The organism is Amycolatopsis ultiminotia (genome assembly GCF_039536925.1).
Classification (GTDB): domain Bacteria; phylum Actinomycetota; class Actinomycetes; order Mycobacteriales; family Pseudonocardiaceae; genus Amycolatopsis; species Amycolatopsis ultiminotia.
In genome coordinates this window covers 54182-78875 of sequence record NZ_BAAAZN010000005.1, presented here as the reverse complement: position 1 = coordinate 78875, position 24694 = coordinate 54182, and the positions used below count along the sequence as shown (strand labels likewise).

Below are 24694 nucleotides of genomic sequence, written 5' to 3'. Positions count from 1 at the left end.
CGACCGAACACGGTCCCGTCGGGATCTGCTCGGCACCGATCGGGGCGTGCGCCGCCGCACTCTGCCCGGCACCGCCGACCGAACCGGCCGAGCGGCGGCCGGATCACCGTTGCCGCCGGGCCGCTCGCCGTCCGGGTGTGGTCAGGACTGGGACTTCGGGACGTCGGAGGCCCGGATCCGGATGGTCTGCTCGATGTCGGCTTCCGGGGACGGCTTGCCCTGCCGGGCTCCGCCGCGGTTGGCGCCGTTGCCCTGGCCCGGTTTGCCCGAGCCCGCAGTGCCACCCTGGCCCGGCTTGTCCGCGTTGCCCTGGTTCGAGGTGCCGCCCTGACCCGGTTTGCCCGCGCCGGGGTGGCCGCCCTGACCCGGCTGGCTCGCGCTGCCCTGGTTCGGTGTGCTGCCCGGCTTCGCCGAACCGTTCTTGGCGTCGGCGGAGACCGCGGCCTTGATGTCGGCCGGGACCTCGGCGTCGGTCTCACCGAGGACGTGGTGGGCTTCGGCCAGTACGGTGCGCGCGGCGCGGACCTGTTCGGCCAGGCTCGCGCGGACGTTGCGCAGCGCTTCGACCCGTTCGTTGGCCTGGGTGATCCGCCGGTTGGACTCGTCGGTCGCGGTGCGCACCCGGCGGCGGGCCTCGTCGGCCGCCTCGGCCAGCCGGGCGTTCGCCTCGGTGATGGAATCCTGCTTGCGCTTGTTTGCGTCCGCGACGGACTCGCGCTGGCGACGTTCGATGTCGGCCTTCGCGGTCGTTTCCTCTTCCAGCACCTTCGTGCGGATCGCGGCGGCGTCCTCGGCCGCCTCGCGCACCCGGCGTTCGGCCTCGGCCTTGCTCGCCGCCTCCTGCTCGGCCAGTACCCGCATCGCCTCCGCACGGCGGGTGGCCATCGCGATCTCGAAGTCCTCTTCGACCTGAGTGCGGCGGGCCTCGGACTCGGAGTCGAGGCGGCGGCGTTCGGCGTCGGCCTCGTCGGTGATCCGCTTGGCCTCGGCGCGGGCGTCCTCGAGCACCTTGCGGTGCTCCGCCTCCATCTCCTTGCGCCGCAGGTCCAGTTCGGTGAGCAGCTGCTCGTAACGGGCGCGCATGGCGCTCGCGTCGGTCTCCGCCTTGGCCCGGATGTGCCCGGCCTCCGCCTCGGCGCGCGCCCGCGTGTCCGCGGCCTCGTCCTGTGCCAGCCGCAGCATCCGCTGCAGCCGCTCGGACAGGCCCTCGACACTCGTCGGCGGCTGCGCCAGCCGATCGACCTGTCCGCGCAGGTCGGCGATCTCGCCACGGGCGGTCTCCAGCTGACGGGCGAGGTCGCCCGCCTGGCCGATGGCGGCGTCCCGGTCGGCGGTGAGCATCTTCAGATCGCCGTCGAGCCGTTCCAGATGCTCGTCGACCTGTGCCCGGCTGTAGCCGCGCTTCGCCACGTCGAAGCCGGCTCCCAGCGGCACCAGCTCCCGTTCCTCGCCAAGGCTCATGGTCCTACCGTAGTCGCTGCGGGGTCACGGACGGGTGAGCACCCACGGGGCAGGCCCGGCGGTGCGCCGAGCGGCCGAACGCGGTAGCCCGATGGCCGTCGTTCACGCGCCGCGGAAGGCGTTGATCGCGTCGAGGTGTTTCGCGCGCAGCTGTTCGTCGCGGACGCCGAGGCCCTCCTCCGGTGCCAGTGCGAGCACGCCGACCTTGCCCTGGTGCGCATTGCGGTGCACGTCCAGCGCGGCCTGTCCGGTGTCCTCGAGCGAGTACGTCCGCGACAGCGTCGGGTGGATCAGCCCCTTGGCGATGAGCCGGTTGGCCTCCCAGGATTCCCGGTAGTTGGCGAAGTGCGAGCCGATGATCCGCTTCAGGTTCATCCACAGGTACCGGTTGTCGTACTGGTGCAGGTAACCCGAGGTGGACGCGCAGGTGACGATGGTGCCGCCCTTGCGCGCGGCGTAGACCGAGGCGCCGAAGGTCTCCCGGCCGGGATGCTCGAACACGATGTCCGGATCCTCGCCGCCGGTCAGCTCGCGGATCTTCGCGCCGAAGCGCTGCCACTCCCGCGGGTCCTGTTCGTGCTCGTCCTTCCAGAACCGGTAGCCCTCCGCGTTGCGGTCGATGATCAGCTCGGCGCCGAGCTTGCGGCAGATCTCGGCCTTCTCCGGACTGGACACCACGCAGACCGGGATGGCCCCGCCGTTGAGCGCGTACTGCGTGGCGTACGAGCCGAGCCCGCCGGATGCGCCCCAGATCAGCACGACGTCGCCCTGTTTCAGGTCCGCACCGTTGCGTGAGACGAGCTGGCGGTACGCGGTGGAGTTGACCAGCCCGGGGGAGGCGGCCTCCTCCCAGGTCAGGTGCGCGGGCTTGGGCATCAGCTGGTTCGCCTTGACCAGCGCGATCTCGGCCAGGCCGCCGAAGTTCGTTTCGAAGCCCCAGATCCGCTGTTCGGTGTCGAGCATCGTGTCGTTGTGCCCGTCCGGGCCCTCCAGCTCCACGTTCAGGCAGTGCGCCACGACCTCCTCGCCGGGCTTCCAGTTGTGCACGCCGGCGCCGGTGCGCAGCACCACGCCGGACAGATCGGAGCCGACCACGTGATACGGCAGGTCGTGCCGCTTCGACAGCGGGGAGATCCGGCCGTAGCGCTCGAGGAACTTGAACGTGGGGATCGGTTCGAAGATCGAGGTCCACACGGTGTTGTAGTTGATCGCGCTCGCCATCACCGCGACCAGCGCCTCACCCGGGCCCAGCTCCGGCGTCGGCACGTCGTCGACGTGCAGTGACCGGCGCGGGTCCTTGTCCTGGCTGGGCAGGCCCTCGAACATGCCGACCTCGTCGGCCCGCACGGTCACCCCGCGGTAGCTGTCCGGCACGGGCAGTCCGGCCAGTGCGTCGAGGTCGTCGTTCAGGATCGCCTGCCGGATTTCGTCGAGCTGCGTCATCGGAACCTCCACGGGGTCGGGGCGCGGCGGGACGGCGGAAACTACTCGCCAGTAACCAAGGGGCCCCCACTGTACGAGACGAAGCCCGCCGGCACGACCCGAACTGTGACGCACGAATCTTGACCGGCTGGCCAGTCAAGGCGCACAGTGGAACCGGGAAAGCATTCCTGAACAGCTGTTTCTCCGGTGGAGGTGAGCACGAATGAGTGAAGTCTCGACGCGCGCTTGGACACGGCCCTACGACTGGGCCGAGGTCGTCATCGGCGTGGTCGCCGCCCTTTCACCCCTTTGGCTGAGCGCGGACACGAGCACGGTGTGGACGATGGTGGTCCTCGGTGCGTTGATCGCGATCGACGGTCTGGTGTCGCTGGCGGCGCCGGGCGCGGTGTACGGCGAGGGGATCCAGATCGTCCTCGGCGCGCTGCTGTTCATCGCACCGTGGGTGATGGGGTACACCGAGTTGAACGGGGCGTCGTGGACGTCCTGGGTGGGCGGTGCGCTGACGATCATCGCCGGTGCGGCCGCGATGCCGGAGGCGAGTGCCGCGCACCGGATGGCCGGGCAGCACTGACCGGCCGGGGCCGCGCACGGGGTGGCGAAGGGAAGGAAGGTCGACGATGACCGAGGACTCGGCGAAGGAACGCATCCTGCGTGCGGCGGAGGAGCTGTTCGCCGAGTCCGGTTTCGACGCCACCCCCACGTCCCGCATCGCGGAGCGCGCCGACGTGCCGAAGGGCCTTGTGCACTACTACTTCCGCCGCAAGTCCGATCTGCTGGCCGCACTGGTCGCGCGGCTGCCGGACGAACGCATCGAGCCCGCCATGGTCGTCGTTCCCGGCGACCTGGCGGGCACGCTGCGCCGGCTGGTGAGCGAGCTGGACCGCCGCTTCACCGGCTCGCTGGGGTTGTCGCACCTGCTGTGGCGGGAGGCCGACACGCACCATGTGGTGCGCGACGCGTTGGCCGACCGGTTCCAGCAGCTGGTCCGGCTGGTCCGCTCGGTGATCGTCGCCGCGAGCACGGAGCATCGCCTCGCCGAGGCCGACCTCGACCACGCCTCCGGCCTGCTCGCCCGCGCGGTGAGCCACCGGCACGCCACCGCCCGGCATTCCGGCGACGAGCGTCCGGCGGAATTCGACGGCGAGCTGACCTTCGTCGCGAACGCGCTTTCCGCGCAGACTCCGAAGGCCGCTCCGCCGGTCTGAGCCCGGGACTCAGTGCCCGGCGGCCGGCTCCACCAGCTCCACCAGCACGCCACCGGCGTCCTTGGGGTGCACGAAGTTCACCCGGCTGTCCGAGGTGCCGCGCTTGGCCTGCTCGTAGAGCAGGCGCAGGCCCTGCGCACGCAGGGCGGCCGCCGCGGCATCCACATCGGACACTCGCAAAGCCAGCTGCTGCAAGCCGGGCCCGTTGCGGCCGATGAACTTCGCGATGGTCGAGTCCTCCCGCGAAGGGGCGAGCAGCTGGATCAGGGTCTCGGTGCCCGCGGTGCCGGGCGCGCGCAGCATCGCCTCGTGCACACCCTGCTCCTCGTTCACCTCCTCGTGCACGAGCTCCAGGCCGAAGTGCTCGCCGTGGAACGCGATCGCGGCGTCCAGGTCGGGCACCGCGATCCCGACGTGGTCGATCGCCGTCACGAAGGGCTTGAGCGCGGATCCGGTGGGCCCGGTCGAGGCAGGTACAGCGTTCATACCCGGACACGATAGGCCCGCCCGGCCGATCCGGGACCCCACGTGCGCCCCCTCACACTGGCTCCATCAAGACGCGCAGGGCACGGCGTGCAGGCCGTATCGTGGCGGTACTGCCAGTGCACCGATGCTTTGGAGGACGTCGTGTCCGGTTCCGTGATCCTGGGCGCTGCCCGTACCCCCATCGGGCGACTGCTCGGTTCGCTGAAGGACTTCTCGGGGGCCCAGCTGGGCGGCGTCGCGATCAAGGCCGCGCTCGAACGCGCCGGGGTCTCCCCGGACGCGGTGCAGTACACGATCATGGGCCAGGTGCTCACCGCGGGCGCCGGCCAGATCCCGGCCCGGCAGGCCGCGGTGGCCGCGGGCATCCCGATGGACGTGCCCGCACTGACCATCAACAAGGTCTGCCTGTCCGGTCTCGATGCGATCGCACTGGCCGACCAGCTGATCCGGGCGGGCGAGTTCGACCTCGTGGTGGCCGGCGGACAGGAATCCATGACGCAGGCGCCGCATCTGCTGCCGAAGTCCCGCTCCGGGTTCAAGTACGGCGACACCGCGCTCGTGGACCATATGGCCTACGACGGGTTGTTCTGCGCCTTCGACCAGGTCGCGATGGGCTCGTCCACGGAGAAGTACAACTCCCGCTACGGCCTCACCCGCGAGCAGCAGGACGAGTTCTCCGCGCGTTCGCACCAGCGGGCGGCGGCGGCGATCGAGGCCGGGTTCTTCCGCGAGGAGATCGCGCCGGTGTCGATCCCGCAGCGCAAGGGCGACCCGGTCGTGTTCGACACCGACGAGGGCGTGCGCGCGGACACCACGGCCGACGGTCTCGGCAAACTGCGCCCGGCGTTCGCCTCGGACGGCACGATCACCGCGGGCTCGGCCTCGCAGATCTCCGACGGTGCGGCGGCGGTGATCGTCGCCAGCCCGGAGAAGGCAGCCGAGCTGGGCATCGCCCCGCTGGCCGAGATCGGTGCGCACGGCGTGGTCGCGGGTCCGGACGCGAGCCTGCACGAGCAGCCGTCCAACGCCATCCGCGCCGCACTGGTGAAGGCGAAGCTGGCGGTGTCCGATCTGGACCTGGTGGAGATCAACGAGGCGTTCGCCGCGGTCGGTGTGGTCTCCAGCGAGAAGCTCGGCCTGGAACCGGCGAAGGTGAACGTGAACGGCGGTGCGATCGCACTCGGTCACCCGATCGGCGCCTCCGGTGCGCGGCTCGCGGTGCACCTCGTGCACGAGCTGCGCCGGCGCGGTGGCGGACTGGGTGCGGCCGCGCTGTGCGGTGGCGGTGGCCAGGGTGACGCACTGCTGCTGCGTGTCCCGTCGGCGTGATCCTTGCCAGTACCTGATCTCGGCGAACTGGTCGGCCATGCGCGCGAAGGCCGGCCGCACGCGGTCGCCCGGCTGATTTCGCTCGTCGAGGACTCCTCCCCGCAGATGGCCGAGATCGCCCGTGCGCTCACGCCGCACACCGGCCGGGCGCGGGTGGTCGGGCTGACCGGACCACCGGGGGTCGGCAAGTCGACTTCGACCTCGGCGCTGCTCACCGCGTTGCGCGCGGACGGGCTGCGGGTTGCGGTACTGGCGATCGACCCGTCGTCGCCGTTCTCCGGTGGCGCGCTGCTCGGCGACCGGATCCGGATGACCGAGCACGCCACCGATCCGGGCGTGTTCATCCGGTCGATGGCCACCCGTGGCCACCTCGGCGGGCTTTCCGTGGCCACGCCGCAGGCGGTGCGGGTGCTCGACGCCGCGGGGTTCGACGTGGTGCTGATCGAGACGGTCGGGGTAGGACAGTCCGAAGTGGACGTCGTGCGGCTCGCGGACAGCACGGTGGTGTTGCTGGCGCCGGGAATGGGCGACGGTATCCAGGCGGCGAAGGCGGGCGTGCTGGAGATCGCCGACGTGTTCGTGGTCAACAAGGCCGATCGCGACGGTGCCGATGCGACCGTGCACGACCTCAAGCAGATGATCTCGCTGGCTCGTCGTGAGCTGCGGGGCCCGAGCTGGCGCCAGCCGATCGTCCGCACGGTCGCCGCGAACGGCGAGGGCGTCGGCGAGGTGGTGGAAGCTCTGCGGGCGCACCACGAATGGCTCACCGGCCACGGTGAGCTGACCCGCCGCCGCTCCGCCAGGGCGCGTGCGGAGGTGGCGGCCATTGCGTTGCGGCGTCTGCACGCCGAACTGGCCGACCTCCGGCACGGCGACCGGCTGACGGAGCTGGCGGAACGGGTGGTGGCCCGTGAGCTGGACCCGTTCGCGGCGGCGGACCGGTTGGTGACCGAGCTGAAGAACTGAGCGGTCAGCTCTGCTTCTCGGCCGCGGCGTAGAGCGGTTCGGTCACCGCCCTGCTGAACTGCGGGCCGGCGAGGAACCGGGTGCAGCCGTCGGTTTTCCCGCTGTCGCAAGGGGTTCCGTCGGCAGCGAAGAACCCGGCGTGCGTGTTGTCGCCGACCACGGTGCCCAGTCCGGTGCCCGCGTCGAAGTCCCGCAGGCGCGGGCCGCCGCTGGAGCCGCCGCCCATCACGCACGCGGTGCCCCACTGGTCGGGGGAGTCCGGGGTGTCCGGCGTGCCGGTCCAGTGCCGAGCCTGTCCGGTGCAGTACGCGAGCCGTTCGCCGATGTACTCCGGCAGTCCTTCCCGCGCCGGGTCGGAAGCTGCGCGCGGATAGCCGAACTGCGTCACCTCGGCATCCCCGGGAAGGTCGAAGCCGATCTTCTGTGCGGAACCGACGGCGTCCTGCACCGTCTTGCCCTCGGTGTTCTTGCCCAGTACGGCGAAGGCCTGATCGTAGGTGTCGAACTTCGCGCCGTTCTGCTGGTCGTTCTCCAGCCACGTCGCGTCCGCGACGCCGTAACGGGCGGCGAACTTCCCGTACGGCGCTTGGCCGTCGTGGTAGCCGGGCACGAACATCAGGTGCGCGTTCCACGCGTTGTGCTCGCCGATCAGGTCGGTGTCGTTCACGCAGTGGCCCGCGGTCACGATCGTGCTGTGGTTCGCACTGTCGACCACCGTCGCCGTGCAGCTCGCGTCTTCGCCGTGGTCGGTGTAGAAGAGCCTGCCGACGGTCTTCGTCACCGCGTTCGCGGTCGTCCACGGTGCACCGTCGGCAGCACTCTTCGGCGGGTTGTCCGACGACGGCTGGGTGAGCGCCGCGATCCGCGCCGGCGTCCAGTAGTCGAAGACTGCCTGCTGGTCGGCGGCGGAGGTCGCGAGCGGCTGCACGAGCGGGCCGGTCGCGGCGTCGGCGGCGGGAGTGAATGCGATCCCGGCGGCGACGGCAGCCAGCCCGGGGAGGATTCGGGTCCAGGTCATGCCCGCACGGTAGGCCGCGAGTGTCAGGGACCGGTCAGCATGGGATGAGGATCCGACTTTCTCCGGGGGCGCGGCCCGGCGCGCGTTCCTATACTGCGAGCTTCGGCGGACGGGGAGGAACCGGATGAAGAGACTGCTCGGGATCGTGCTGGCGGCTGCCGTATCGGGCGCCGTGCTCACTTCCGGTACCGCGTCCGCCGAGCCGGCTCCGCCGCGGGTCACGCACGGACCCTGCCGGTACACCGAGACCCCGGACGAACCCGCCGCCCGCCCGGTGCCGTTGCCGCCGGATCCGCGGCACACACCCGATCGCGGTCAGGTCGACGTCGCCGTGCTGACCAGCCAGGGCGCCTTGCCACTGCGGCTCGACCGGGCGGAAGCGCCGTGCACTGCGCAGAGTTTCCTGCACCTGGCCGTGCACGGCTTCTTCACCCGGACCACCTGCCACCGGCTCACCGCACACCCGACGTTGAAGGTGCTCCAGTGCGGCGATCCGACCGCGACCGGCGAGGGCGGGCCCGGCTACCGCTACCACGACGAACTGCCCACGACGTTGCCGCCCGCACCGTCGGACCCGACCGGACAGCGACGGATCTACTCCCGCGGCCTGCTCGCCATGGCCAATGCCGGCCCGGACACCAACGGTTCGCAGTTCTTCGTGGTCTACGGCGATTCCACGCTGTTGCCGAACTACACGGTGTTCGGCACGGTCGGCGCGGCCGGATTGCGCACCCTGGACCACGTCGCGGCGGGTGGCATCCAGCCGGACGCGGACACCCCGCCCGGCACCCCGCCGGTGGACGGGAAACCGGTGCGCACCACGGATCTGCAGCTCGTGCTGCCGCTCTGCGTACGCTGCGCCAGCTGATCTGCCGGTCCGCACGCCGAAGGCCGCGCGCCACTGGACCACGTTTCCGGTGCCCGACTGGACCATCCGGATAGTCCAGTCCGCATTAGCGTGGTTGCTATGACGAAGCGAATTGCTCTTGCCAAGGGTGGGCTGTACCAGGCCATGGCACGGCTCGGGGCAGAGGTGACGAAGGCCGCCGCGGACGCGGGGCTCGACTCCAGGCTGATCGAGCTGGTGAAGATCCGTGCTTCCCAGATCAACGGGTGCGCGTTCTGCCTCGATATGCACGCGGAAGCGGCCATCGCGGCAGGGGAGTCGCCGCGGCGGCTGTACGTGCTCGAAGGATGGCGCGAGACCGAGCTGTTCAGCGAGCAGGAGCGGGCCGCGCTCGCGTACACCGAAGCGATGACGGTGATTTCCGAGCACAAGGACGTCCCCGAGGACGTGTACGCCGAGGCGGCGCGGGTGTTCACCGACGATCAGCACCGCGCGCTGGCGTGGTCGATCGTGACGATCAACTCGTGGAACCGTCTCATGGTGACCAGCCACGCCCCGCTGCCGGAGCGCGCCGCATGACCGCGGAAGCGTTGCGCGCGCTGCACGTGCCGGGTAAACCGCTGGTGCTGCCGAACGCATGGGACGCGGACACCGCACGGCTCGTCGAAGCGGCCGGATTTCCCGTGGTGGCAACGAGTTCCGCGGCGGTCGCGGCCGCGCTGGGCCGGCCGGACGGTGAAGGCGCGAGCGTGGCCGAGATGTTCGGCGCGGCCGAGCGGATCGTGCAGGCCGTCTCGGTCCCGGTGACCGTCGACGCGGAGAGCGGCTACGGTCTGCCACCGGCCGAGGTCGCGACCCGGCTGCTCGCGCTCGGCGTGGCGGGGTGCAATTTCGAGGACACCGACCACGGCAAGGGCGGCCGTCGTCCGCTCGACGAGCAGGCCGAACGCATTGCCGAGCTGCGCCGTGCCGCCGGCGACGCCCTGGTGATCAACGCCAGGGTCGACGTGTTCCTCGGCGCGGAGGACGAGAAAGCGGTGCTGGCCGAAGCCGTGGACCGTGGCCGCGCGTACCTGGCGGCCGGCGCCGACTGCGTGTACCCGATCCTGGTGCGCTCGCCGGAAATCCTCGCCGAGTTCGTCCGGACGGTCGGCGGGCCGGTCAACGCGACGCCGCTGCCCGGTGGTCCCGGCCTCGCCGCGCTGGCGGAGCTGGGCGTCGCCCGGATTTCGCTGGGCACCGGGCTGTGGCGGCACCTGCGCGGGCTGCTGGAAAACGTGCTCGGCGGGATCGCGGAAGGAACCCTGCCGTACTGAGCCCCGTGGGGTGCCGTGCTCCGGCACCCCACGGGGAATTCAGTGCTGGACGGCCTTTTCCGCACCGGCTCCGGTGAGCGAGCGGACCTCCATCTCGGCGTACTTGCCCGGGTCGCGCTCCTTCGACAGGATCGTGCCCAGCCAGCCGAGCAGGAAGGCAACCGGGATGGACACCAGGCCCGGGTTGTCCAGCGGGAACCAGTGGAAGTCCACGCCCTGCAGCATCGACGTGCTCTTCCCGGTTTTCGGATCGATCGGTTTACCGGACACCGCGGGCGAGAAGACGATCAGCACGATCGTCACGATCAGCCCGCCGTAGATGCTCCACAACGCGCCCTGGGTGTTGAACCGCTTCCAGAACAGCGAGTACAGGATCGTCGGCAGGTTCGCCGAAGCGGCCACCGCGAACGCGAGCGCCACCAGGAACGCCACGTTCTGGCCGTTGGCGAGGATGCCGCCGAGGATCGCGACGATGCCGATCACCACCGCGGTGATCCGCGCGACGCGCACCTCCGAACCCGCGACCGCCTTGCCCTTCTTCACCACGTTCGCGTACACGTCGTGCGCGAACGAAGCGGACGCGGTGATGGTCAGCCCGGCCACCACGGCGAGGATCGTGGCGAACGCGATCGCCGAGATCAGCCCGAGCAGCACCGGACCGCCGATGTTGAGCGCGAGCAGCGGTGCCGCCGAGTTCACCCCACCCGGCGCCGCCTTGATGTCCTCCGGCCCGACCAGCGCACCGGCCCCGTAGCCGAGTACCAGGGTGAACAGGTAGAACACGCCGATCAGCACGATCGCCCACACCACCGAACGCCGGGCGTCCCGCGCGGTCGGCACGGTGTAGAAGCGCATCAGCACGTGCGGCAGGCCCGCGGTGCCGAGCACCAGCGCGATGCCGAGCGAGAAGAAGTCCAGTTTGGACGTTCCGGTCGCGCCGTACTGCTTGCCGGGGCCGAGCAGCCCGTCGCCGCCCTCGCCCGCCTTGTCCACCGCACCCTGCAACAGTGCGGAGAAGTTGAAGCCGTACTTGCCCAGTACCCACAGCGTCATCGCGAGCGCGCCGATGATCAGCAGTGCCGCCTTGATGATCTGCACCCAGGTGGTGCCCTTCATCCCGCCGATCAGCACGTAGGCGATCATGATCACGCCGACCACGGCGATCACCACGGACTGCGCGGCACCGCCGTCGATGCCGAGCAGCAGCGCGACCAGCCCGCCCGCGCCCGCCATCTGGGCCAGCAGGTAGAAGAACGACACCACCAGCGTCGAGATCGCCGCGGCTGCCCGCACCGGACGCTGCTTCATGCGGAAGGCCAGCACATCGCCCATGGTGAACTTGCCGGTGTTGCGCAGCAGTTCTGCGACCAGCAGCAGCGCGACCAGCCAGGCCACCAGGAATCCGATGGAGTAGAGGAAACCGTCGTAGCCGTAGATCGCGATGGCGCCCGCGATGCCGAGGAACGACGCGGCGGACAGGTAGTCGCCGGAGATCGCGATACCGTTCTGCGGTCCGGTGAACGCACGCCCGGCGGCGTAGTAGTCGGAGGCGGTCTTGGTGTTGCGGCTCGCGCGGAACACGATCACCAGCGTGATCAGCACGAAGACGGCGAAGATGCCGATGTTCAGCGCCGGGTTGCTGCCCTCGACGCCGGCGGCGATGCTCATACCTGCTCCTTCGGCTGTTCGAGGTCCTCGCGGATCCGTTCCGCGATCGGGTCGAGTTTCCGGTTGGCGTAGCGCACGTAGAGCCACGTGATGAGGAACGTGGACACGAACTGCAGCAGCCCGAAGAGCAGGCCGACGGTGAAGTTGCCGGCGAGCTTGGTGCTCATGAAGCCGTGCGCGTAGTCGGCGAGCAGGACGTAGAGCAGGTACCAGGCGAGGAACAGCACGGCCATCGGAAACACGAACCGGCGCAGCCGTCCGCGCAGCTGGCGGAACTCGGCGCTTTCGTGCACCTGTGCCCAGTCCGGTTCCGGCGGGCCGCCGGACGCCTCGATGTCGCCGGTGCTCATGGGCATCTCCCTCGCGACGCTGCGGATGTGGTCGGCGCCACAGTAGGGAGGCCCGGTCGCGGAGGGGAACGCCTCAGCGGTTCAAACGCCGGGCGACACGACGAACGGTCGACGAACGGCTGGCCGGTGCGGACGAATGGGGTGGCTCCGGACCGGGCCCGCGCTCGTCGAGGTGCAGGCGGAGCATCGCGGCCGCGGCCCAGGACGGTGGCCGTCCGCGCAGCGAGACAGCCGCCATCACGCCGAAGGCGAGCGGCACCGACCAGGGTGCCGGTTGCGACACCAAGATCGCCACCCATCCGTGCAGCGGCGGTCCGGCCAGTGCGAACAGGATCGAGCCGGACGACGCGACGAGGCCGGTGAGCACCCCGCCGATCGCACCCGCCGCGGTCAGCCGTGGCCACCAGATGCCGAGCACCAGCAGCGGGCAGAAGGTCGACGCGGCGACGGTGAACCCCCAGGTCACCAGAATCCCGGCGTCGAGCCGTGCGGACGGCAGCGCGAGCACCACCATCGCGGCCGCGGCGAAGACCACGGTCACCCGCAACCGGCGCAGGCCGCCGGGCATCAGGTCGTAGGCCAGCGCACCGGACATCACCAGCAACAGACCGAGCGAGGTGGCGAGGAACGCGGCGAACGCGCCCGCGGTGAGCAGTGCGGTGACCAGCTGCCCGGCCCAGCCCCGGTCGATCTGCAACGGCAGCGCGACCACGACGGTGTCGGTTTCCCCGGAGAGGTACAGCTCCGGCACGAGCACCCGGCCGAGCACGCCGTAGATGCCGGGGAAGAGGTAGAACACCCCGAGCAGGGCCACCGTGATCGCCGCGGTCCGCCGGGCGGCCCGGCCGTCCGGGCTGGTGTGGAAACGCATCAGCACGTGCGGCAGGCCCATCGTGCCGAGCACGGTCGCGATGAGCACCGCCCAGGTACCCAGCAGCGGATGTCCTTCGTGCACCTGGAGCAGCGGCCGTTGCCAGCTCGGCCCGCCGAGCGGGGTTTCCCCGCTGACCGCGGGCACCTGCGCACCGGGGGCGAACACGAGCCGGTCGCCCTCGTGGACCGGCAGTTGTCCGGGCGGCAACGTGCGCGAGGTGCCGTCTTCGAGCACCGTGGTGGGTTCGTTCAGCGTCAGCGTGACCTCGTGCCGGAACTCGACCGGGGTCTCGCGGGAGAAGTGCGTGAACTCGACCGGTTTCAGGCTCGCGTCGCGGTCGGCGGCGCCGACGTGCAGCACCAGCCACAGCGCGGGTACGAGGAACAGCACCAGTTTCAGGAAGAACTGGAACGCCTGCACATAGGTCGCTGCGCGCATGCCGCCGAGTGCGAGCGTGACGCTGACCGCGGTGCCCGCGATGACCACACCGACCCAGTACGGCGTGCCGCCCACCGCGGTGAGCACGAGCCCCGCGGTGCGGAACTGGGGCACCACGTAGATGGTCCCGATCACCAGCACCACCACGGCGGCAAGACGGCGCAGCGCGGGGGAGGCCAGCCGGGCTTCGGCGAAGTCCGGCACGGTCAGCGCACCGGACCGGCGCATCGGGGCGGCGACGAGCACGAGCATCGCGATGTACCCGGCGGTGAAGCCGACCGGGTACCACAGCGCGCCGGCCCCGTCCTTGACCATCAGCCCGGCCACGCCGAGAAACGACGCCGCGGACAGGTATTCCCCGGACACCGCCGCGGAGTTCACGAACGGCGAGATCCGCCGGGACGCCACCAGGAAGTCCGACGTGGTGCGCATGGCAGCCACCCCGCGCAGCCCGATCAGCAGGGTGATCAGCACGACGGGGGTCACGGCCAGCGCGATGTCCACCTAGTCGTCCTCGGCCTTCTCCGCACGGCGCAGCTGCCACCACGCCAGCCCGGCCATCACCGGATACGGCAGCAGTACGATCATCAGCCAGGACAACGGAATTCCGCACACCCGCAGCGCGTCCAGCGCAGGCGCCAGCGTGAACACCACGGGCAATCCGAGCACCAGCACGAACATCGCCACCAGTGCCGGGATCCCGCGCCGCCGCTGGATCCGGTAGAGCGCGGCGGCCCGTTCGGCCTCCGACGCCCGCAGCCGCGGCATCCGCCACCGGCCGCGGGACTGGCGCCGCGAACGGGCGAGCCGGGTCTGCGGACTGGTGACCGCGACCCGTTTGGTGCGGCTCACCGCGGCGTCCCGAGCTGTCCGCGCTGTGCCGCTTCCAGCAACCGGTCCCGGAGTTCGCGGGCATGCCTGCGGCTGACCGGCACGTCGCCCGCCTCGGTGTGCGCGAGCAGTCCGCCGGTGGTGTCGCTGCGCAATTCCTGCACGGCGTCGACGGCCAGCAGGTAACCGCGGTGCACGCGGGTGAACCCGGTGCCCTCCCAGTACTCCTCGAGCCGCGAGATCGGCATCCGCACCGGGTGCACCCCGGCGCGCGTGTGCAGCCGGACGTAATCACCGTGCGCCTCGACGTACAGCACGTCGTCGCGGCGGACGTAGCGGGTGCGGCCGCCGGAGTCGACCGGCAGCGCGGCCATCGCGTCCGGCGCCGGACGCCGCCGGTCGTCGGGCGCCAGCCGCACCACTTTCGCGAGCGCGGCCGCGAGCCGTTCCGTGCGCACGGGTTTGAGCAGGTAGTCGACCGCGCCGATGCCGTAGGCGGTGACCGCGTGGCCGTCGTGCGCGGTGACGAACACGATCACCGGCGGCTCGGACAGCTTCGCCAGCAGTGAGGCCAGTTCCAGTCCGTCGAGGCCGGGCATCGAGATGTCCAGGAACACCGCGTCGAACCGGTCCGCCTGCAACAGCTTCAGCGCTTTCAGCGCGTCGCCGGCACCGACCACCTCGCCGACCTCGGGCGCCTCGGCCAGCATCCGGCACAGTTCGTCCAGCGCCGGCGGCAGATCGTCGACGGCCAGCACCCGCAGCCCGCTCACGGCAGCACCCCCGGCTGGAACCGCGGCACCCGCACCACGACCCTGGTGCCCGCGTCGACCTCGGTCTCCACCGTCAACCCGTACCAGGCGCCGTAGACGTCGCGCAGCCGTCTGTCCACATTGGCCAGACCGAGTCCGGTCCGGTCGGTGCGGCCGGCGAGGATGTCCGCGGCCCGGTGCGGCGCCATGCCCACTCCGTCGTCCTCCACGGTGATCACGCAGTCGTTCCCTTCCGCCTGCCCGTGCACCTGGACGAGCCCGGTCCCCGACCGCGGTTCGATGCCGTGCCGGATCGCGTTCTCCACCAATGGTTCGAGCACCAGGTACGGCACGGCCACCGCGAGCACCTCCGGAGCGACGCGCACCTGCACCTTCAGCCGTTCACCCAGTACCGCCCGCTGCAACGCCAGGTACGTCTCCACCGCCCGGAACTCCTCGGCGACCACGGTGTACTCGCCGTGCCGCGCAAGGCTGTAGCGGGTGTAGTCGGCGAAGTCGAGCATCAAGTCCCGCGCACGATCCGGCTCGGAGCGGACCAGTGAAGCGATCACGGTGAGCGCGTTGTAGACGAAATGTGGGGACATCTCCGCGCGCAGGGCACGGAGTTCCGCCTGCGCCGCCTGATCGGCCGAGGCCTCCAGCCTGCCCCGTTCGAGCGCCTGCACCACCAGGTCGGCGGCCTGCCGCAGCACCGCAGCAGGCTGCTCGCCGACCAGCACCAGCGCGCCGGCCAGCTCGTCGTGGACGTGCAACGGCACCGCGGCCACCCCGCTGTCCGCGGTCGGCTCCGCACTGTGCAGCACCTCGTCGAGCACCTGTGCCACCGTGCCGTCCGCACCCAGGCGGCCGGACCAGGCCAGCGCGCCGGACAGATCGCTGATACCCAGGCCGGGCACGCCGAACAGCCGTCGCAACGCGTGTGCCGCGTGCCGGACCCGGGTGCCGGACAGGCCGTCCATCAGATCGTCGGTGATCCGCCTCGCCGCGGCGAGCACGCCGACGGCGTCCGGCCGGCGACGCCACGGAGCACGCTCGGTCATCGGCGGCCTCCCCTCGGCGGTGGCTGGGGGAGTCGATACTAGCGCCGAACACACCGAAGGGGACTTTCCGTGTGGAAAGCCCCCTTCGGTGTGCTTCGGACGTCAGCAGCTCTGCTTGTAGAAGTACTTCGCGTTGGCGTCCAGATCGTCCTTGGTGATCGCGTGCAGTTCGGCGTTCAGCTGGCGCTGTACCGGTTTGCCCTCGATCGCGGCGACCGCCTGGTCCACGCCCTTGGTGCCGATCTGGGCCGGGTCCTGCGCGATCAGCGCCTGGTACTCGCCCTTCTTCATCCCGTCGATCTCCGACGGGCTGGCGTCGAAGCCGACCAGGTTGACCTTGCCGATCTTGCCGGCGTTGCGCAGACCGGTCGCGGCGCCCTCACCGGTGTTGAGGTTGGTCGCGAAGATGCCGACCAGATCGGGCGTCGAGGCCAGCGCCGCGGTCACCTTCGCCGCGGCCTGGTCCGGTTCGTTCTGGGTGAACTGGATACCCGCGGCCTTGAGGTTCGGATGTTTCTTCAGCTCGTCCTGGAAGCCCTTCGCCCGTGCCGCGGTGGTGGACGTGCCCGCGATGGTGTCCAGGATCAGCACCGAGCCCGGTTTGTCGCCGGCCAGCTTCGCCATCGTCTGCGCGGCCAGCTTGCCGCCTTCGTTGTTGTTCGAGGAGATCGACGACACTGCCACGCTCTGGTCCTTGAGCGACGTGTCGACCTCGACGATCTTCGAACCGCGGTTCTTGACCTGCTGGATCGGTGCCAGCATCGCGTGGTCGTCGGTCGGGGTGATGAGCAGCGCGGCGGGCGGGTTGGAGCCCATCGAGTTGACGATCGTGGTCTGCAGGGCCGCGTCGAACTTCTGCGGTGCCTGGGTGGTCAGCTCGTACCCGAGCTTCTTCGCCTCGTCCTGCGCACCGCACTGCATGGAGATGTAGAACGGCTCCGCCTGGGTGCCCGGCACCAGCGCGAGCTTCTTGCTGTTCGCCGAGTTGCCGGAGTCCCCGGACCCGCTTTCGCCCACCTGCCCGGAACCACACGCGGCCACCAGCGCGGCCGCCGTCGCCAGTGTGCCGGCGACCAGGAAGGTCTTGCTCAGTTTCATCGTGAGTACCTCTTTGTACTGTCGGGGAACGGGTCAGCGGGAGTTGCGCCTGCGCCGGCGCAGCTGGTCGAACCAGACGGCCGCGATCAGCACCGCACCGACCGCGATCATCTGCCAGAAGTCCTGCACGTGGGTGATGTTGAACCCCTTCTTCAGCACCGCCGGGATGAACACGCCGATCACCGTGCCCAGCATCGAGCCGACGCCGCCGAAGAGACTGGTACCACCCATCACCGTGGCGGAGATGGCGTTGAGGTTGTCCGTGGTGTGCGCCGAAATCGTCGTCGAGGCGTAGTAGGCCAGTGACAGGAACCCGGCGATCCCGGCGAGGAAACCGGTCAGCGTGTAGACCTTGAGCAGATGCGCGGTCACGCCGATGCCGGACCGGCGGGCGGCCTCGGCGTTCGAGCCCACCGCGTAGGTGTAGCGGCCGAACCGCGTGGTGTGCAGCAGCCACGCGCCGATCAGCGTGATCACCACGGCCACGAGCACCAGGTTCGGCACCCCGCCGAGCGAGGTGCCGTAGCCGAGGGTCTTGTTCAGCGTGGTGGGCACGCTGCGCACGTCGGACCCGCCGTTGAGCAGGTACGCCGCACCGAGCGCGGCGCCCATCGTGCCGAGCGTGACGATCAGCGGCGGGATGTTCGCCACCGCGATGAGGAACCCGTTGATCAGGCCCCACACGGTGCCCGCGATCACCGCCGCGACCAGCCCGACGACGATCACCCCCCAGCCGGCGTTCGAGGCGTCGCCGCCGCTGAGCGCTTCCATGATCTTCCCGGCCACCATGCCCGCGAAGATCAGCACCGAGCCCACGGACAGGTCGATGCCGGAGGTGATGATCACGAACGTCGTGCCCACCGAAAGCACCAGCAGCACGGACGTTTCGATCAGCAGCGTCTGGAAGGTGAACAGGGTGGCGAACTCGGCAGGCGCGATCGCGGTGAACACGATGATCAGCGCAACCAGCACCAGCGCGATCCAGAAGGTGTTCGCCCCGGCCAGCCGCTTGCGCAGCGGCCGCTTGGTGAACCCACCCTCCACAGTGGTCTGGATTTCCTTGGTGGGAGCGCTCATGCCGCCACTCCTTTCGTGCGGGACACCCGCGCCCGGTCGGCGACACGAGCGGGCTGTCGCGATGGTGTGCTCATGCCGCCTCCTCCTGCACGAGTGCGCCGGTCATCGCCGCCACGAGGTCTTCCAGCTTGGTGTCCGTCGCGGCGAAGCGGGCGACGCGCTTGCCGAGCCGCAGCACCTCGATCCGGTCGGACACCGACAGCACCTCCGGCATGTTGTGGCTGATCAGCACGACCGCGATGCCCTTGTCGCGCACCTTCTTGATCACGTCCAGCACCCGTTCCCGCTGCACCACGCCCAGCGCAGCGGTCGGCTCGTCCATGAACACGACCTTCGACGCCCACACCACCGACCGCGCCACCGCCACGCTCTGGCGCTGGCCGCCGGACAGTGAGCCGATCGGCACGTCGGTGCTCTGCAACGTCACGCCGAGCCGCTGGAACTCCTGCACGGCCTGCTTGCGCATCTCCGGCTTGTCCAGCATGCCGAGCTTGCCGAGCAGTCCCTTGCGCGGGATTTCCCTGCCGAGGAACAGATTCGCCGCCGGGTCGAGCTCCGGGGCGACGGCGAGGTCCTGGTACACCGTCTCGATGCCGACCCGGCGCGCGGTCACCGGAGAATCCAGCTGCACCTCGGTGCCGTCCAGCAGGATCCGGCCGGACGTCGGCTGTTCCGCTCCGGAAAGGCATTTCACCAGGGTCGACTTGCCCGCGCCGTTGTCGCCGATCAACGAGGTGACCTCGCCTGCGCGCGCCTGGAAGGAGGCGCCGCGCAGTGCTTCGACCGAACCGTAGTGCTTGGTCAGATCCACTGCGTCCAGCAGGATTTCACTCATCGGCCTACCTCCTCCGGAGCCGGCGGGCGGCAGCGGATCACGGTGATCGTGCCGGATATCTCGGCCTGTCCCGCGGCGAAGGGCACCGCGTAGGTGTCGCCCTTGGCCAGCGGGAACTCACTGCCGTGTTCGGTGCGCAGGGTGCCTTCGCCGGCGAGCACCACCAGCACCGCGAACGACGGGTCGAGTGCGAACGCGCCGCCGGTGAGCTGGATCCGGTCGGCGCGGAAGAACGCACCGGAACCGCCCGCCAGCAGGTCCACCGAGTCCGCGTCCTCGCCTGCGGTGTGCTTCACGATCGTGCTGAGCCGGTCGGTGTCCCAGCCGGAGGTGTCCAGCGTTTCGATCGCGGTGTCGAAGCCGATGCCGAGGTGCCCCTTCTCCGGCGAGGCCAGGAAGTCGCGCCACTCCAGGGTGAGCGAGAAATCCGTCGGCTGCTGCAGTTCCACCACGAACACGCCTTCGCCGATGGCGTGCGGCAGCCCGGCCGGGATGTAGACCGTGTCGCCTGCCTCGACCGGGATGCTGTTGAGTGCGCCCAGCATGCTCGGCGCGTCCTGCTCCCTCGTCCACTCGGCGACGGTTGCCTTGCTCTGCGCCTCCCGGAAACCCGGGTAGACGCGCGGATCGTCGCCGTAGGTGCCGATCACGATCCACGCCTCGGTCTTGCCGAAGTGCGAGTCGAAGTGCTGCTTCGCGAAATCGTCCGACGGGTGGAAGTGGACCGGCAGCCGCTGCCCGGCGTCGAGCAGCTTCACCAGCAGGCCGGTGGAGTCACCGAGCTTGGCCACGTGCCGGTCGCCGAGCCAGCCCGCGGTGTTGCCGCGGACCTCGTCGCGCAGCCAGATCCCGCTGGGCGCCTTGGTGAGGCCGGTGCTTTCCTGACCGAACATCGTGGTGACGGACGCGACCCAGTCCTCGGGGCCGAATTTCGAATCGGAGCCGAGTACCCCACGCAGCTCGGCGATGGCATCGCCGCCGCGGTAGAACTGCGGCGGCTGGTTGGCCGGGAGCCGGATCGGCTCGAGGTGCTCGGTCACGGGGCGACCTCACCGGAACCACGGGGAACGAGACGCACAGGGAGAATTACCTTTCTTGGTGCGGATTGCTCGCCCTGGATCCGGGCGAACAGCAGCTCAGCCGCCGCGTGCCCGAGGGCGCTGACGTCGTGTGCGACCACGGTGACCGGCGGATCGAGCAGATCCGCCAGCTCGAAGTCGTCGAAGCTCACCAACGCCGGCCGGTGCTCGGCGTGCGCGAGCGCGCGCAGCAGGTGTACTGCAACACGGTTGTTGCCCGCGATCACCGCGGTGGCGGCGCCGGGGCCGCGCAGCAGTGTGCGCACCGCGTGGCCGACCGTCTCCGGTGTCGGCGTGTGCATCGTGACGAGGGTTTCGTCGTAGGAGATCCCGTTGCGCGCACAGCCTTCGCGGAAGCCGCGCAGCCGCTCGGCCGCGGTGAAGATGTCCGGGCTGTCGCCGAGGAAGGCGATCCGCCGGTGGCCCTGCTGCGCGAGGTGGGTGACCGCCTCGACGGTGCCGCCGAGGTTGTCCACCAGCACGGTGTCGGCCACGATGTCGCCGGCTGGCCGGTCGAGGAACACCACCGGGGTGCCTGCGCGCATCTCCGGCACCAGGTACCCGTGCTGCAGCCCGGCGGGCACGACCAGGATCCCGTCCACCCGGCGCGAGCAGAACTCCAGCGCCAGCTCGCGTTCCCGGTCGGAGTTCTCCTCCGACGAGCCGGTGAGCACCTGCCTGCCGAACGACGTCGCCATGCGTTCCACCGCGCGGTTCAGCTCGGAGTAGAACGGGTTGCCGACGTCCTCCACGATCAGGCCGATGGTCCCGGTGGTGGAACCGCGGCGCAGGTTGCGGGCGCCGAGGTTGCGCCGGAACCCGAGCTGCTCGATCGCGGCCACCACGCGTTCGGCCGTCTCCGGATGCACCGCGGGCTCGTCGTTGACCACTCGCGACACCGTCTTGATGCTGACGCCGGCCAGCCGGGCCACGTCGCTCATCGTGGCCCGCCGGCTCGCCGGGCGGGGCAGCCCATCGGCCTCCCGGCCATGCTGAGACAACGTTGTCATAGTGTCCGGGATTGCACACCACGGAGGTGACCGCTGTCAATGCCCGGTGCCCCGGTCACCGGATTCACCCTGCGAAAGTCGTGGGTCGGATGGCTGATCAGGTTGTCCGGAACCAGACAGGCTCCGTCGCCGGACTTGACGTCTTCGTGCGGTATTACCCAAGGTTGCCCGCATCGACGGTGTGCGCGACAAGGTTGTCATCCACGCCTGGCCCGGCAGTGGTCGACCGCGGGTGAGACGGTGCAGTCGCGCCGACAACTGGAGAGGCGATGGCGATGGCGCGAGTGCGCTGGCGAGCCGGATTGATCTTCGTGACCACCGCGGTGGTGGCGGCCGTGGCGCCTGCCGTCCCGGCGGTGGCCGCGGGCAAGGCCCAGGACACCGACCTGGCGAAGTGGGTGAACCCGTACGTCGGCACCCGGCCCGGCGGTGAGGACCACGGCACCGGCGGCGGCGCGGGCAACACCTTCCCCGGTGCGGTGGTGCCGTTCGGCATGGTGCAGTGGAGCCCGGACACCCAGAAGTCCCAGCCCGGCGGGTACTACTACGACGACGACACGCTGACCGGGTTCAGCCTGACGCACCTGTCCGGTGCGGGCTGCACCACCTACCAGGACCTCCCGTTCATCCCGTACGTCGGCGACGTCACCACCTCGCCCGCGAAGGATCCGGCGCACTACACGTCGAAGTTCTCCCACGACAACGAGCACGCGACCGCGGGCGCCTACGACGTCACCCTCGACAGCGGCGCGAAGGTCGAGCTGAGCGCGACCCAGCGCACCGGCTCCGCGCGGCTGAGCTACCCGGCAGGCGCGGCTTCCACGCTGCTGGTCAACACCTCGGGTTCGGTCAACGGCACCAGCGACGCGTCGATCGACATCGGCAAGGACACCATCAGCGGCTGGGCCGACAGCGGCAAGTTCTGCTCCACCGACAGCAAGTACCGGGTGTACTTCTCGGCCAAGTTCGACCAGCCGTTCGCCTCCAGCGGAACCTGGAAGGACGACCAGGTCACCTCCGGCAAGACTGCGGAAACCGGTGGCTCGAAGGCGAAAGTCGCGCAGCAGGGCGGCGTGAGCACCGCAAAGGCGCGTCCCGGCAAGGTGAAGACGCAGGACACCACGGTGGGCGGCCCCGGCAGCGGCGGGTATGTGACCTTCGCGAACCAGGACGGTGCACAGGTCAACGTGCAGGTCGGCCTGTCCTTCGTGTCCGTGGACGGTGCGGAGGCCAACCGCAAGGCGGAGAACGACGGCACGAAGGCTTTCGACGACGTGGCCGCCGCGGCGCGGAAGTCGTGGAACGACCAGCTCGGCAAGATCGCGGTGAGCGGCGGCCCGGACGCCGACCTGACGACCTTCTACACCTCGCTCTACCACTCCCTGGTCCAGCCGAACGTGTTCTCCGATGTGGACGGTCGCTACATCGGCTTCGACGACAAGGTGCACCAGGCCGACCAGGGCCACGCGATGTACACCAACTTCTCCGGATGGGACATCTACCGCTCGGAGGTGCCGTTGCTGGCCACGATCGATCCGAAGCAGACTTCGGACATCGTGCGCTCGATGATGGCCTACGCCGAACAGGGTGGCTCGTGGGACCGCTGGACGGTGGCCAACGACTACACCGGCGTGATGAACGGCGATCCGTACCACATCATCGTCTCCAGCGCCTACGCCTTCGGCGCCCGTGACTTCGACGCGAAGAAGGCGTTGCAGCTCATGGTCAAGGGCGCGACCCAGCCGACCACGGGCTACACCGAGCGGCCGGGGCTGGCCGACTACCAGAAGCTCGGCTACTCACCGGGCGCCGGTGCGGACACGCTGGAATACACCAGCGCGGACTTCTCCATCGCACAGTTCGCGAAGCGCCTCGGCGACAACGACACCTACACCGAGTTCATGAAGCGGGCGCAGTACTGGCAGAACCTCTACAACCCCGGCACCGGCCACCTGCAGCCGCGCAACGCCGACGGATCGTTCTCCGGCACTTACGATCCGGCCAGCTCGGAAGGCTGGGTCGAGGGCAACGGTGCGCAGTACGACTGGATGGTCCCGTACAACCTCGGCGGCCTGGTCACCGCGTTCGGCGGCAACGACGCGACGCAGTCCCGGCTGGACGAGTTCTTCACGAAGCTCAACGCGGGCACCCAGGAGCCGTACGCGTTCATGGGCAACGAGCCGAACTCCAACGCGCCGTTCGTCTACTCCTATGCCGGTGCGCCGTCGAAGACGCAGTCGATCGTGCACCGCTCGATGGACGAGCTGTACAACCCTCGTCCGGAAGGCCTGATCGGCAACGACGACCTCGGGCAGATGTCGTCCTGGTACGTCTGGTCCGCGCTCGGCATCTACCCGGAGATCCCGGGCCGTTCCGAGTTCCTGCTCACCACCCCGCGTTTCGAGCACGCCACGGTGACCACCGGCTCCGGCAAGAAGATCACCGTCAACGCCCCGGGCACCGGTGACTACGTCGGTGGGCTGAAGGTCAACGGCGGCGACGCGACCAAGGCGTGGCTGCCGGAGGGCCTGCCCGCCAGCGGCGGCACGCTCGACTTCACCCGGTCGGACACCGCGACCCAGTGGGGCGCGGCCGCGGCTGACGCGCCGCCGTCCTTCCGTGATCAGGAAAAGACCAGCGTGTCCTTTGTGGATCCCACGCGGGTGGTCACCCCGGCGGGCTCCACCGCCACTGCGACGGTCGGTGCGCAGGATCTCTCCGGCAAGGCGAAGACCTGGACGTACCAGGCGGGCAGCGTCGACGGCATCACCACCTCGCCCTCCAGCGGCAAGGTGGAGGTTCCGGCGGCGGGCAAGGCAAACGCCAAGATCACCGTGACCGTGCCGAAGGGCACCGCCGACGGTGCGCGGCGGATCCCGATCACCCTCTCCTCGCCGGGTGAGGCCGATTCGCAGGTCGTGCTCACCGTGCTCGTGGCGGAGCCGAACAGCTGGCTGGCCGCGGTGAACAACGCGGGCATCTCACCGGATTCCGATTCGTCGAAGGGGAACTTCGACGGCGGTGGCTGGAGTTATTCGGCCGACGCGCTGGCCGCGGCCGGTGCGACCCCGGGTGGCACGGTGACCAGCGACGGGTTGAACTTCACCTGGCCGTCCTATCCGGCGGGCGATCCGGACAACGTGGTGGCCGCGGGGCAGACGGTGAACATCGGCGGCTCCGGCAAGCTCGCGTTGCTCGGCTCCGCGACCAACGGCAAGACGCAGGGCACGCTGACCGTCACCTACACCGACGGCAGCACGTCCACCGCTACCGTCGGGTTCTCCGACTGGACGCTCGACGGAGGCGATTCACAGCCGTCGTTCGACAACCGGACCGTGCTGTCCACGCCGTACCGCAACGTCTCCGGTGGCTCGGCGCAGCAGCTCGCCACCGACGTGTTCGGCACCGCGCCGATCACGCTGGACGCCGGGAAGACGGTGGCCAGCGTGACGCTGCCGAAGGACGTCGACGGCGGCGCGATGCACGTGTTCGCCATCGCCATCGGCTGATCCGTCTCAGCAGGCGTGCGGGGTCACCGGTCCGGTGGCCC

The 24694-nt window shown here is 70.0% G+C and carries 23 protein-coding genes; 8 read left to right on the top strand and 15 right to left on the bottom strand.

Annotated elements, in window-relative coordinates; all coding sequences use genetic code 11:
- Positions 1–141: 141 nt before the first annotated feature.
- Positions 142–1434, bottom strand: coding sequence for a chromosome segregation protein (locus ABD793_RS13380; protein WP_425548707.1), 1293 nt, complete (start codon positions 1432–1434; stop codon positions 142–144).
- A 129-nt stretch (positions 1435–1563) separates the two neighbouring features.
- Positions 1564–2904, bottom strand: coding sequence for a crotonyl-CoA carboxylase/reductase (ccrA, locus tag ABD793_RS13375; RefSeq protein WP_344859421.1), 1341 nt, complete (start codon positions 2902–2904; stop codon positions 1564–1566).
- A gap of 202 nt (positions 2905–3106) precedes the next feature.
- Between ccrA and ABD793_RS13370 the strand changes: the two genes are divergently transcribed.
- Complete coding sequence (locus ABD793_RS13370; protein WP_344859419.1) at positions 3107–3475, top strand: SPW repeat domain-containing protein; 369 nt, start codon at positions 3107–3109, stop codon at positions 3473–3475.
- A gap of 46 nt (positions 3476–3521) precedes the next feature.
- Positions 3522–4109, top strand: coding sequence for a TetR/AcrR family transcriptional regulator (locus tag ABD793_RS13365; protein WP_344859417.1), 588 nt, complete (start codon positions 3522–3524; stop codon positions 4107–4109).
- Between the two features lie 9 nt (positions 4110–4118).
- Here ABD793_RS13365 and mce read toward each other — a convergent pair whose 3' ends face one another.
- Entirely contained in the window at positions 4119–4595 is a 477-nt protein-coding gene (gene mce, locus ABD793_RS13360) for a methylmalonyl-CoA epimerase (protein ID WP_344859414.1), read from the bottom strand.
- A 141-nt stretch (positions 4596–4736) separates the two neighbouring features.
- Here mce and ABD793_RS13355 point away from each other — a divergent pair, with 141 nt between their 5' ends.
- Positions 4737–5924 carry an acetyl-CoA C-acetyltransferase gene (locus ABD793_RS13355; RefSeq protein ID WP_344859411.1) on the top strand — a complete coding sequence of 396 codons (1188 nt, stop codon included), beginning with the start codon at positions 4737–4739 and terminating at the stop codon, positions 5922–5924.
- 3 nt (positions 5925–5927) lie between these two features.
- A complete protein-coding gene (gene meaB / locus ABD793_RS13350; RefSeq protein ID WP_344859409.1) occupies positions 5928–6890 on the top strand; it encodes a methylmalonyl Co-A mutase-associated GTPase MeaB in 963 nt (320 codons plus the stop codon).
- 4 nt (positions 6891–6894) lie between these two features.
- Here the strand turns inward: meaB and ABD793_RS13345 are convergent, their stop codons facing one another.
- Complete coding sequence (locus ABD793_RS13345; protein ID WP_344859407.1) at positions 6895–7908, bottom strand: trypsin-like serine peptidase; 1014 nt, start codon at positions 7906–7908, stop codon at positions 6895–6897.
- A gap of 124 nt (positions 7909–8032) precedes the next feature.
- Here ABD793_RS13345 and ABD793_RS13340 point away from each other — a divergent pair, with 124 nt between their 5' ends.
- The 3 genes from ABD793_RS13340 to ABD793_RS13330 all read left to right on the top strand — a co-directional run bounded on the left by ABD793_RS13340 (position 8033) and on the right by ABD793_RS13330 (position 10071).
- Entirely contained in the window at positions 8033–8776 is a 744-nt protein-coding gene (locus ABD793_RS13340) for a peptidylprolyl isomerase (RefSeq protein ID WP_344859404.1), read from the top strand.
- Positions 8777–8875: 99 nt separating this feature from the next.
- Positions 8876–9334 carry a carboxymuconolactone decarboxylase family protein gene (locus ABD793_RS13335; RefSeq protein ID WP_344859401.1) on the top strand — a complete coding sequence of 153 codons (459 nt, stop codon included), beginning with the start codon at positions 8876–8878 and terminating at the stop codon, positions 9332–9334.
- Positions 9331–10071 (top strand): isocitrate lyase/PEP mutase family protein, encoded by a 741-nt coding sequence (locus ABD793_RS13330; RefSeq protein WP_344859399.1) that lies wholly within the window; start codon positions 9331–9333, stop codon positions 10069–10071. Before ABD793_RS13335 ends, ABD793_RS13330 begins: the two co-directional genes overlap by 4 nt.
- 39 nt (positions 10072–10110) lie before the next feature.
- On the opposite strand, the gene ABD793_RS13325 is transcribed toward ABD793_RS13330, so the two are convergent.
- The 11 genes from ABD793_RS13325 to ABD793_RS13275 all read right to left on the bottom strand — a co-directional run bounded on the left by ABD793_RS13325 (position 10111) and on the right by ABD793_RS13275 (position 21075).
- Positions 10111–11739 carry a solute symporter family protein gene (locus ABD793_RS13325; RefSeq protein ID WP_344859396.1) on the bottom strand — a complete coding sequence of 543 codons (1629 nt, stop codon included), beginning with the start codon at positions 11737–11739 and terminating at the stop codon, positions 10111–10113.
- Positions 11736–12089, bottom strand: a complete 354-nt coding sequence (locus tag ABD793_RS13320) for a DUF485 domain-containing protein (RefSeq protein WP_344859394.1) — start codon at positions 12087–12089, stop codon at positions 11736–11738. The genes ABD793_RS13325 and ABD793_RS13320 overlap by 4 nt, the downstream gene beginning before the upstream one ends.
- 73 nt (positions 12090–12162) lie before the next feature.
- Positions 12163–13905 carry a sodium/solute symporter gene (locus ABD793_RS13315; protein ID WP_344859391.1) on the bottom strand — a complete coding sequence of 581 codons (1743 nt, stop codon included), beginning with the start codon at positions 13903–13905 and terminating at the stop codon, positions 12163–12165.
- Positions 13906–14253 (bottom strand): hypothetical protein, encoded by a 348-nt coding sequence (locus ABD793_RS13310; protein ID WP_344859388.1) that lies wholly within the window; start codon positions 14251–14253, stop codon positions 13906–13908. It lies immediately after the preceding gene.
- The gene (locus ABD793_RS13305; RefSeq protein ID WP_344859385.1) at positions 14250–15005 is read right to left on the bottom strand and encodes a LytR/AlgR family response regulator transcription factor; all 756 of its coding nucleotides are present in this window, start codon (positions 15003–15005) and stop codon (positions 14250–14252) included. The genes ABD793_RS13310 and ABD793_RS13305 overlap by 4 nt, the downstream gene beginning before the upstream one ends.
- Positions 15002–16045 (bottom strand): sensor histidine kinase, encoded by a 1044-nt coding sequence (locus ABD793_RS13300; protein WP_344859383.1) that lies wholly within the window; start codon positions 16043–16045, stop codon positions 15002–15004. Before ABD793_RS13300 ends, ABD793_RS13305 begins: the two co-directional genes overlap by 4 nt.
- A gap of 102 nt (positions 16046–16147) precedes the next feature.
- Positions 16148–17143 (bottom strand): ABC transporter substrate-binding protein, encoded by a 996-nt coding sequence (locus ABD793_RS13295; RefSeq protein WP_344859381.1) that lies wholly within the window; start codon positions 17141–17143, stop codon positions 16148–16150.
- Between the two features lie 33 nt (positions 17144–17176).
- A complete protein-coding gene (locus tag ABD793_RS13290) occupies positions 17177–18220 on the bottom strand; it encodes an ABC transporter permease (protein ID WP_344859379.1) in 1044 nt (347 codons plus the stop codon).
- 70 nt (positions 18221–18290) lie between these two features.
- Positions 18291–19055, bottom strand: coding sequence for an ATP-binding cassette domain-containing protein (locus ABD793_RS13285; protein WP_344859377.1), 765 nt, complete (start codon positions 19053–19055; stop codon positions 18291–18293).
- Complete coding sequence (locus ABD793_RS13280) at positions 19052–20095, bottom strand: class I mannose-6-phosphate isomerase (RefSeq protein ID WP_344859375.1); 1044 nt, start codon at positions 20093–20095, stop codon at positions 19052–19054. The genes ABD793_RS13285 and ABD793_RS13280 overlap by 4 nt, the downstream gene beginning before the upstream one ends.
- Positions 20092–21075 (bottom strand): LacI family DNA-binding transcriptional regulator, encoded by a 984-nt coding sequence (locus tag ABD793_RS13275; protein ID WP_344860179.1) that lies wholly within the window; start codon positions 21073–21075, stop codon positions 20092–20094. Before ABD793_RS13275 ends, ABD793_RS13280 begins: the two co-directional genes overlap by 4 nt.
- Before the next feature lie 338 nt (positions 21076–21413).
- On the opposite strand from ABD793_RS13275, the gene ABD793_RS13270 reads away from it, so the two are divergent.
- The gene (locus ABD793_RS13270) at positions 21414–24653 is read left to right on the top strand and encodes a GH92 family glycosyl hydrolase (RefSeq protein WP_344859372.1); all 3240 of its coding nucleotides are present in this window, start codon (positions 21414–21416) and stop codon (positions 24651–24653) included.
- Positions 24654–24694 lie beyond the last annotated feature (41 nt).

What these genes read in the sequence shown, in the direction of transcription:
- ccrA (WP_344859421.1), bottom strand. Translation starts at nt 2,904, where the DNA reads ATGACGCAGCTCGACGAAATCCGGCAGGCGATCCTGAACGACGACCTC.
- ABD793_RS13370 (WP_344859419.1), top strand. Translation starts at nt 3,107, where the DNA reads ATGAGTGAAGTCTCGACGCGCGCTTGGACACGGCCCTACGACTGGGCC.
- ABD793_RS13365 (WP_344859417.1), top strand. Translation starts at nt 3,522, where the DNA reads ATGACCGAGGACTCGGCGAAGGAACGCATCCTGCGTGCGGCGGAGGAG.
- mce (WP_344859414.1), bottom strand. Translation starts at nt 4,595, where the DNA reads ATGAACGCTGTACCTGCCTCGACCGGGCCCACCGGATCCGCGCTCAAG.
- ABD793_RS13345 (WP_344859407.1), bottom strand. Translation starts at nt 7,908, where the DNA reads ATGACCTGGACCCGAATCCTCCCCGGGCTGGCTGCCGTCGCCGCCGGG.
- ABD793_RS13340 (WP_344859404.1), top strand. Translation starts at nt 8,033, where the DNA reads ATGAAGAGACTGCTCGGGATCGTGCTGGCGGCTGCCGTATCGGGCGCC.
- ABD793_RS13335 (WP_344859401.1), top strand. Translation starts at nt 8,876, where the DNA reads ATGACGAAGCGAATTGCTCTTGCCAAGGGTGGGCTGTACCAGGCCATG.
- ABD793_RS13330 (WP_344859399.1), top strand. Translation starts at nt 9,331, where the DNA reads ATGACCGCGGAAGCGTTGCGCGCGCTGCACGTGCCGGGTAAACCGCTG.
- ABD793_RS13325 (WP_344859396.1), bottom strand. Translation starts at nt 11,739, where the DNA reads ATGAGCATCGCCGCCGGCGTCGAGGGCAGCAACCCGGCGCTGAACATC.
- ABD793_RS13320 (WP_344859394.1), bottom strand. Translation starts at nt 12,089, where the DNA reads ATGAGCACCGGCGACATCGAGGCGTCCGGCGGCCCGCCGGAACCGGAC.
- ABD793_RS13300 (WP_344859383.1), bottom strand. Translation starts at nt 16,045, where the DNA reads ATGACCGAGCGTGCTCCGTGGCGTCGCCGGCCGGACGCCGTCGGCGTG.
- ABD793_RS13295 (WP_344859381.1), bottom strand. Translation starts at nt 17,143, where the DNA reads ATGAAACTGAGCAAGACCTTCCTGGTCGCCGGCACACTGGCGACGGCG.
- ABD793_RS13290 (WP_344859379.1), bottom strand. Translation starts at nt 18,220, where the DNA reads ATGAGCGCTCCCACCAAGGAAATCCAGACCACTGTGGAGGGTGGGTTC.
- ABD793_RS13285 (WP_344859377.1), bottom strand. Translation starts at nt 19,055, where the DNA reads ATGAGTGAAATCCTGCTGGACGCAGTGGATCTGACCAAGCACTACGGT.
- ABD793_RS13275 (WP_344860179.1), bottom strand. Translation starts at nt 21,075, where the DNA reads ATGAGCGACGTGGCCCGGCTGGCCGGCGTCAGCATCAAGACGGTGTCG.
- ABD793_RS13270 (WP_344859372.1), top strand. Translation starts at nt 21,414, where the DNA reads ATGGCGATGGCGCGAGTGCGCTGGCGAGCCGGATTGATCTTCGTGACC.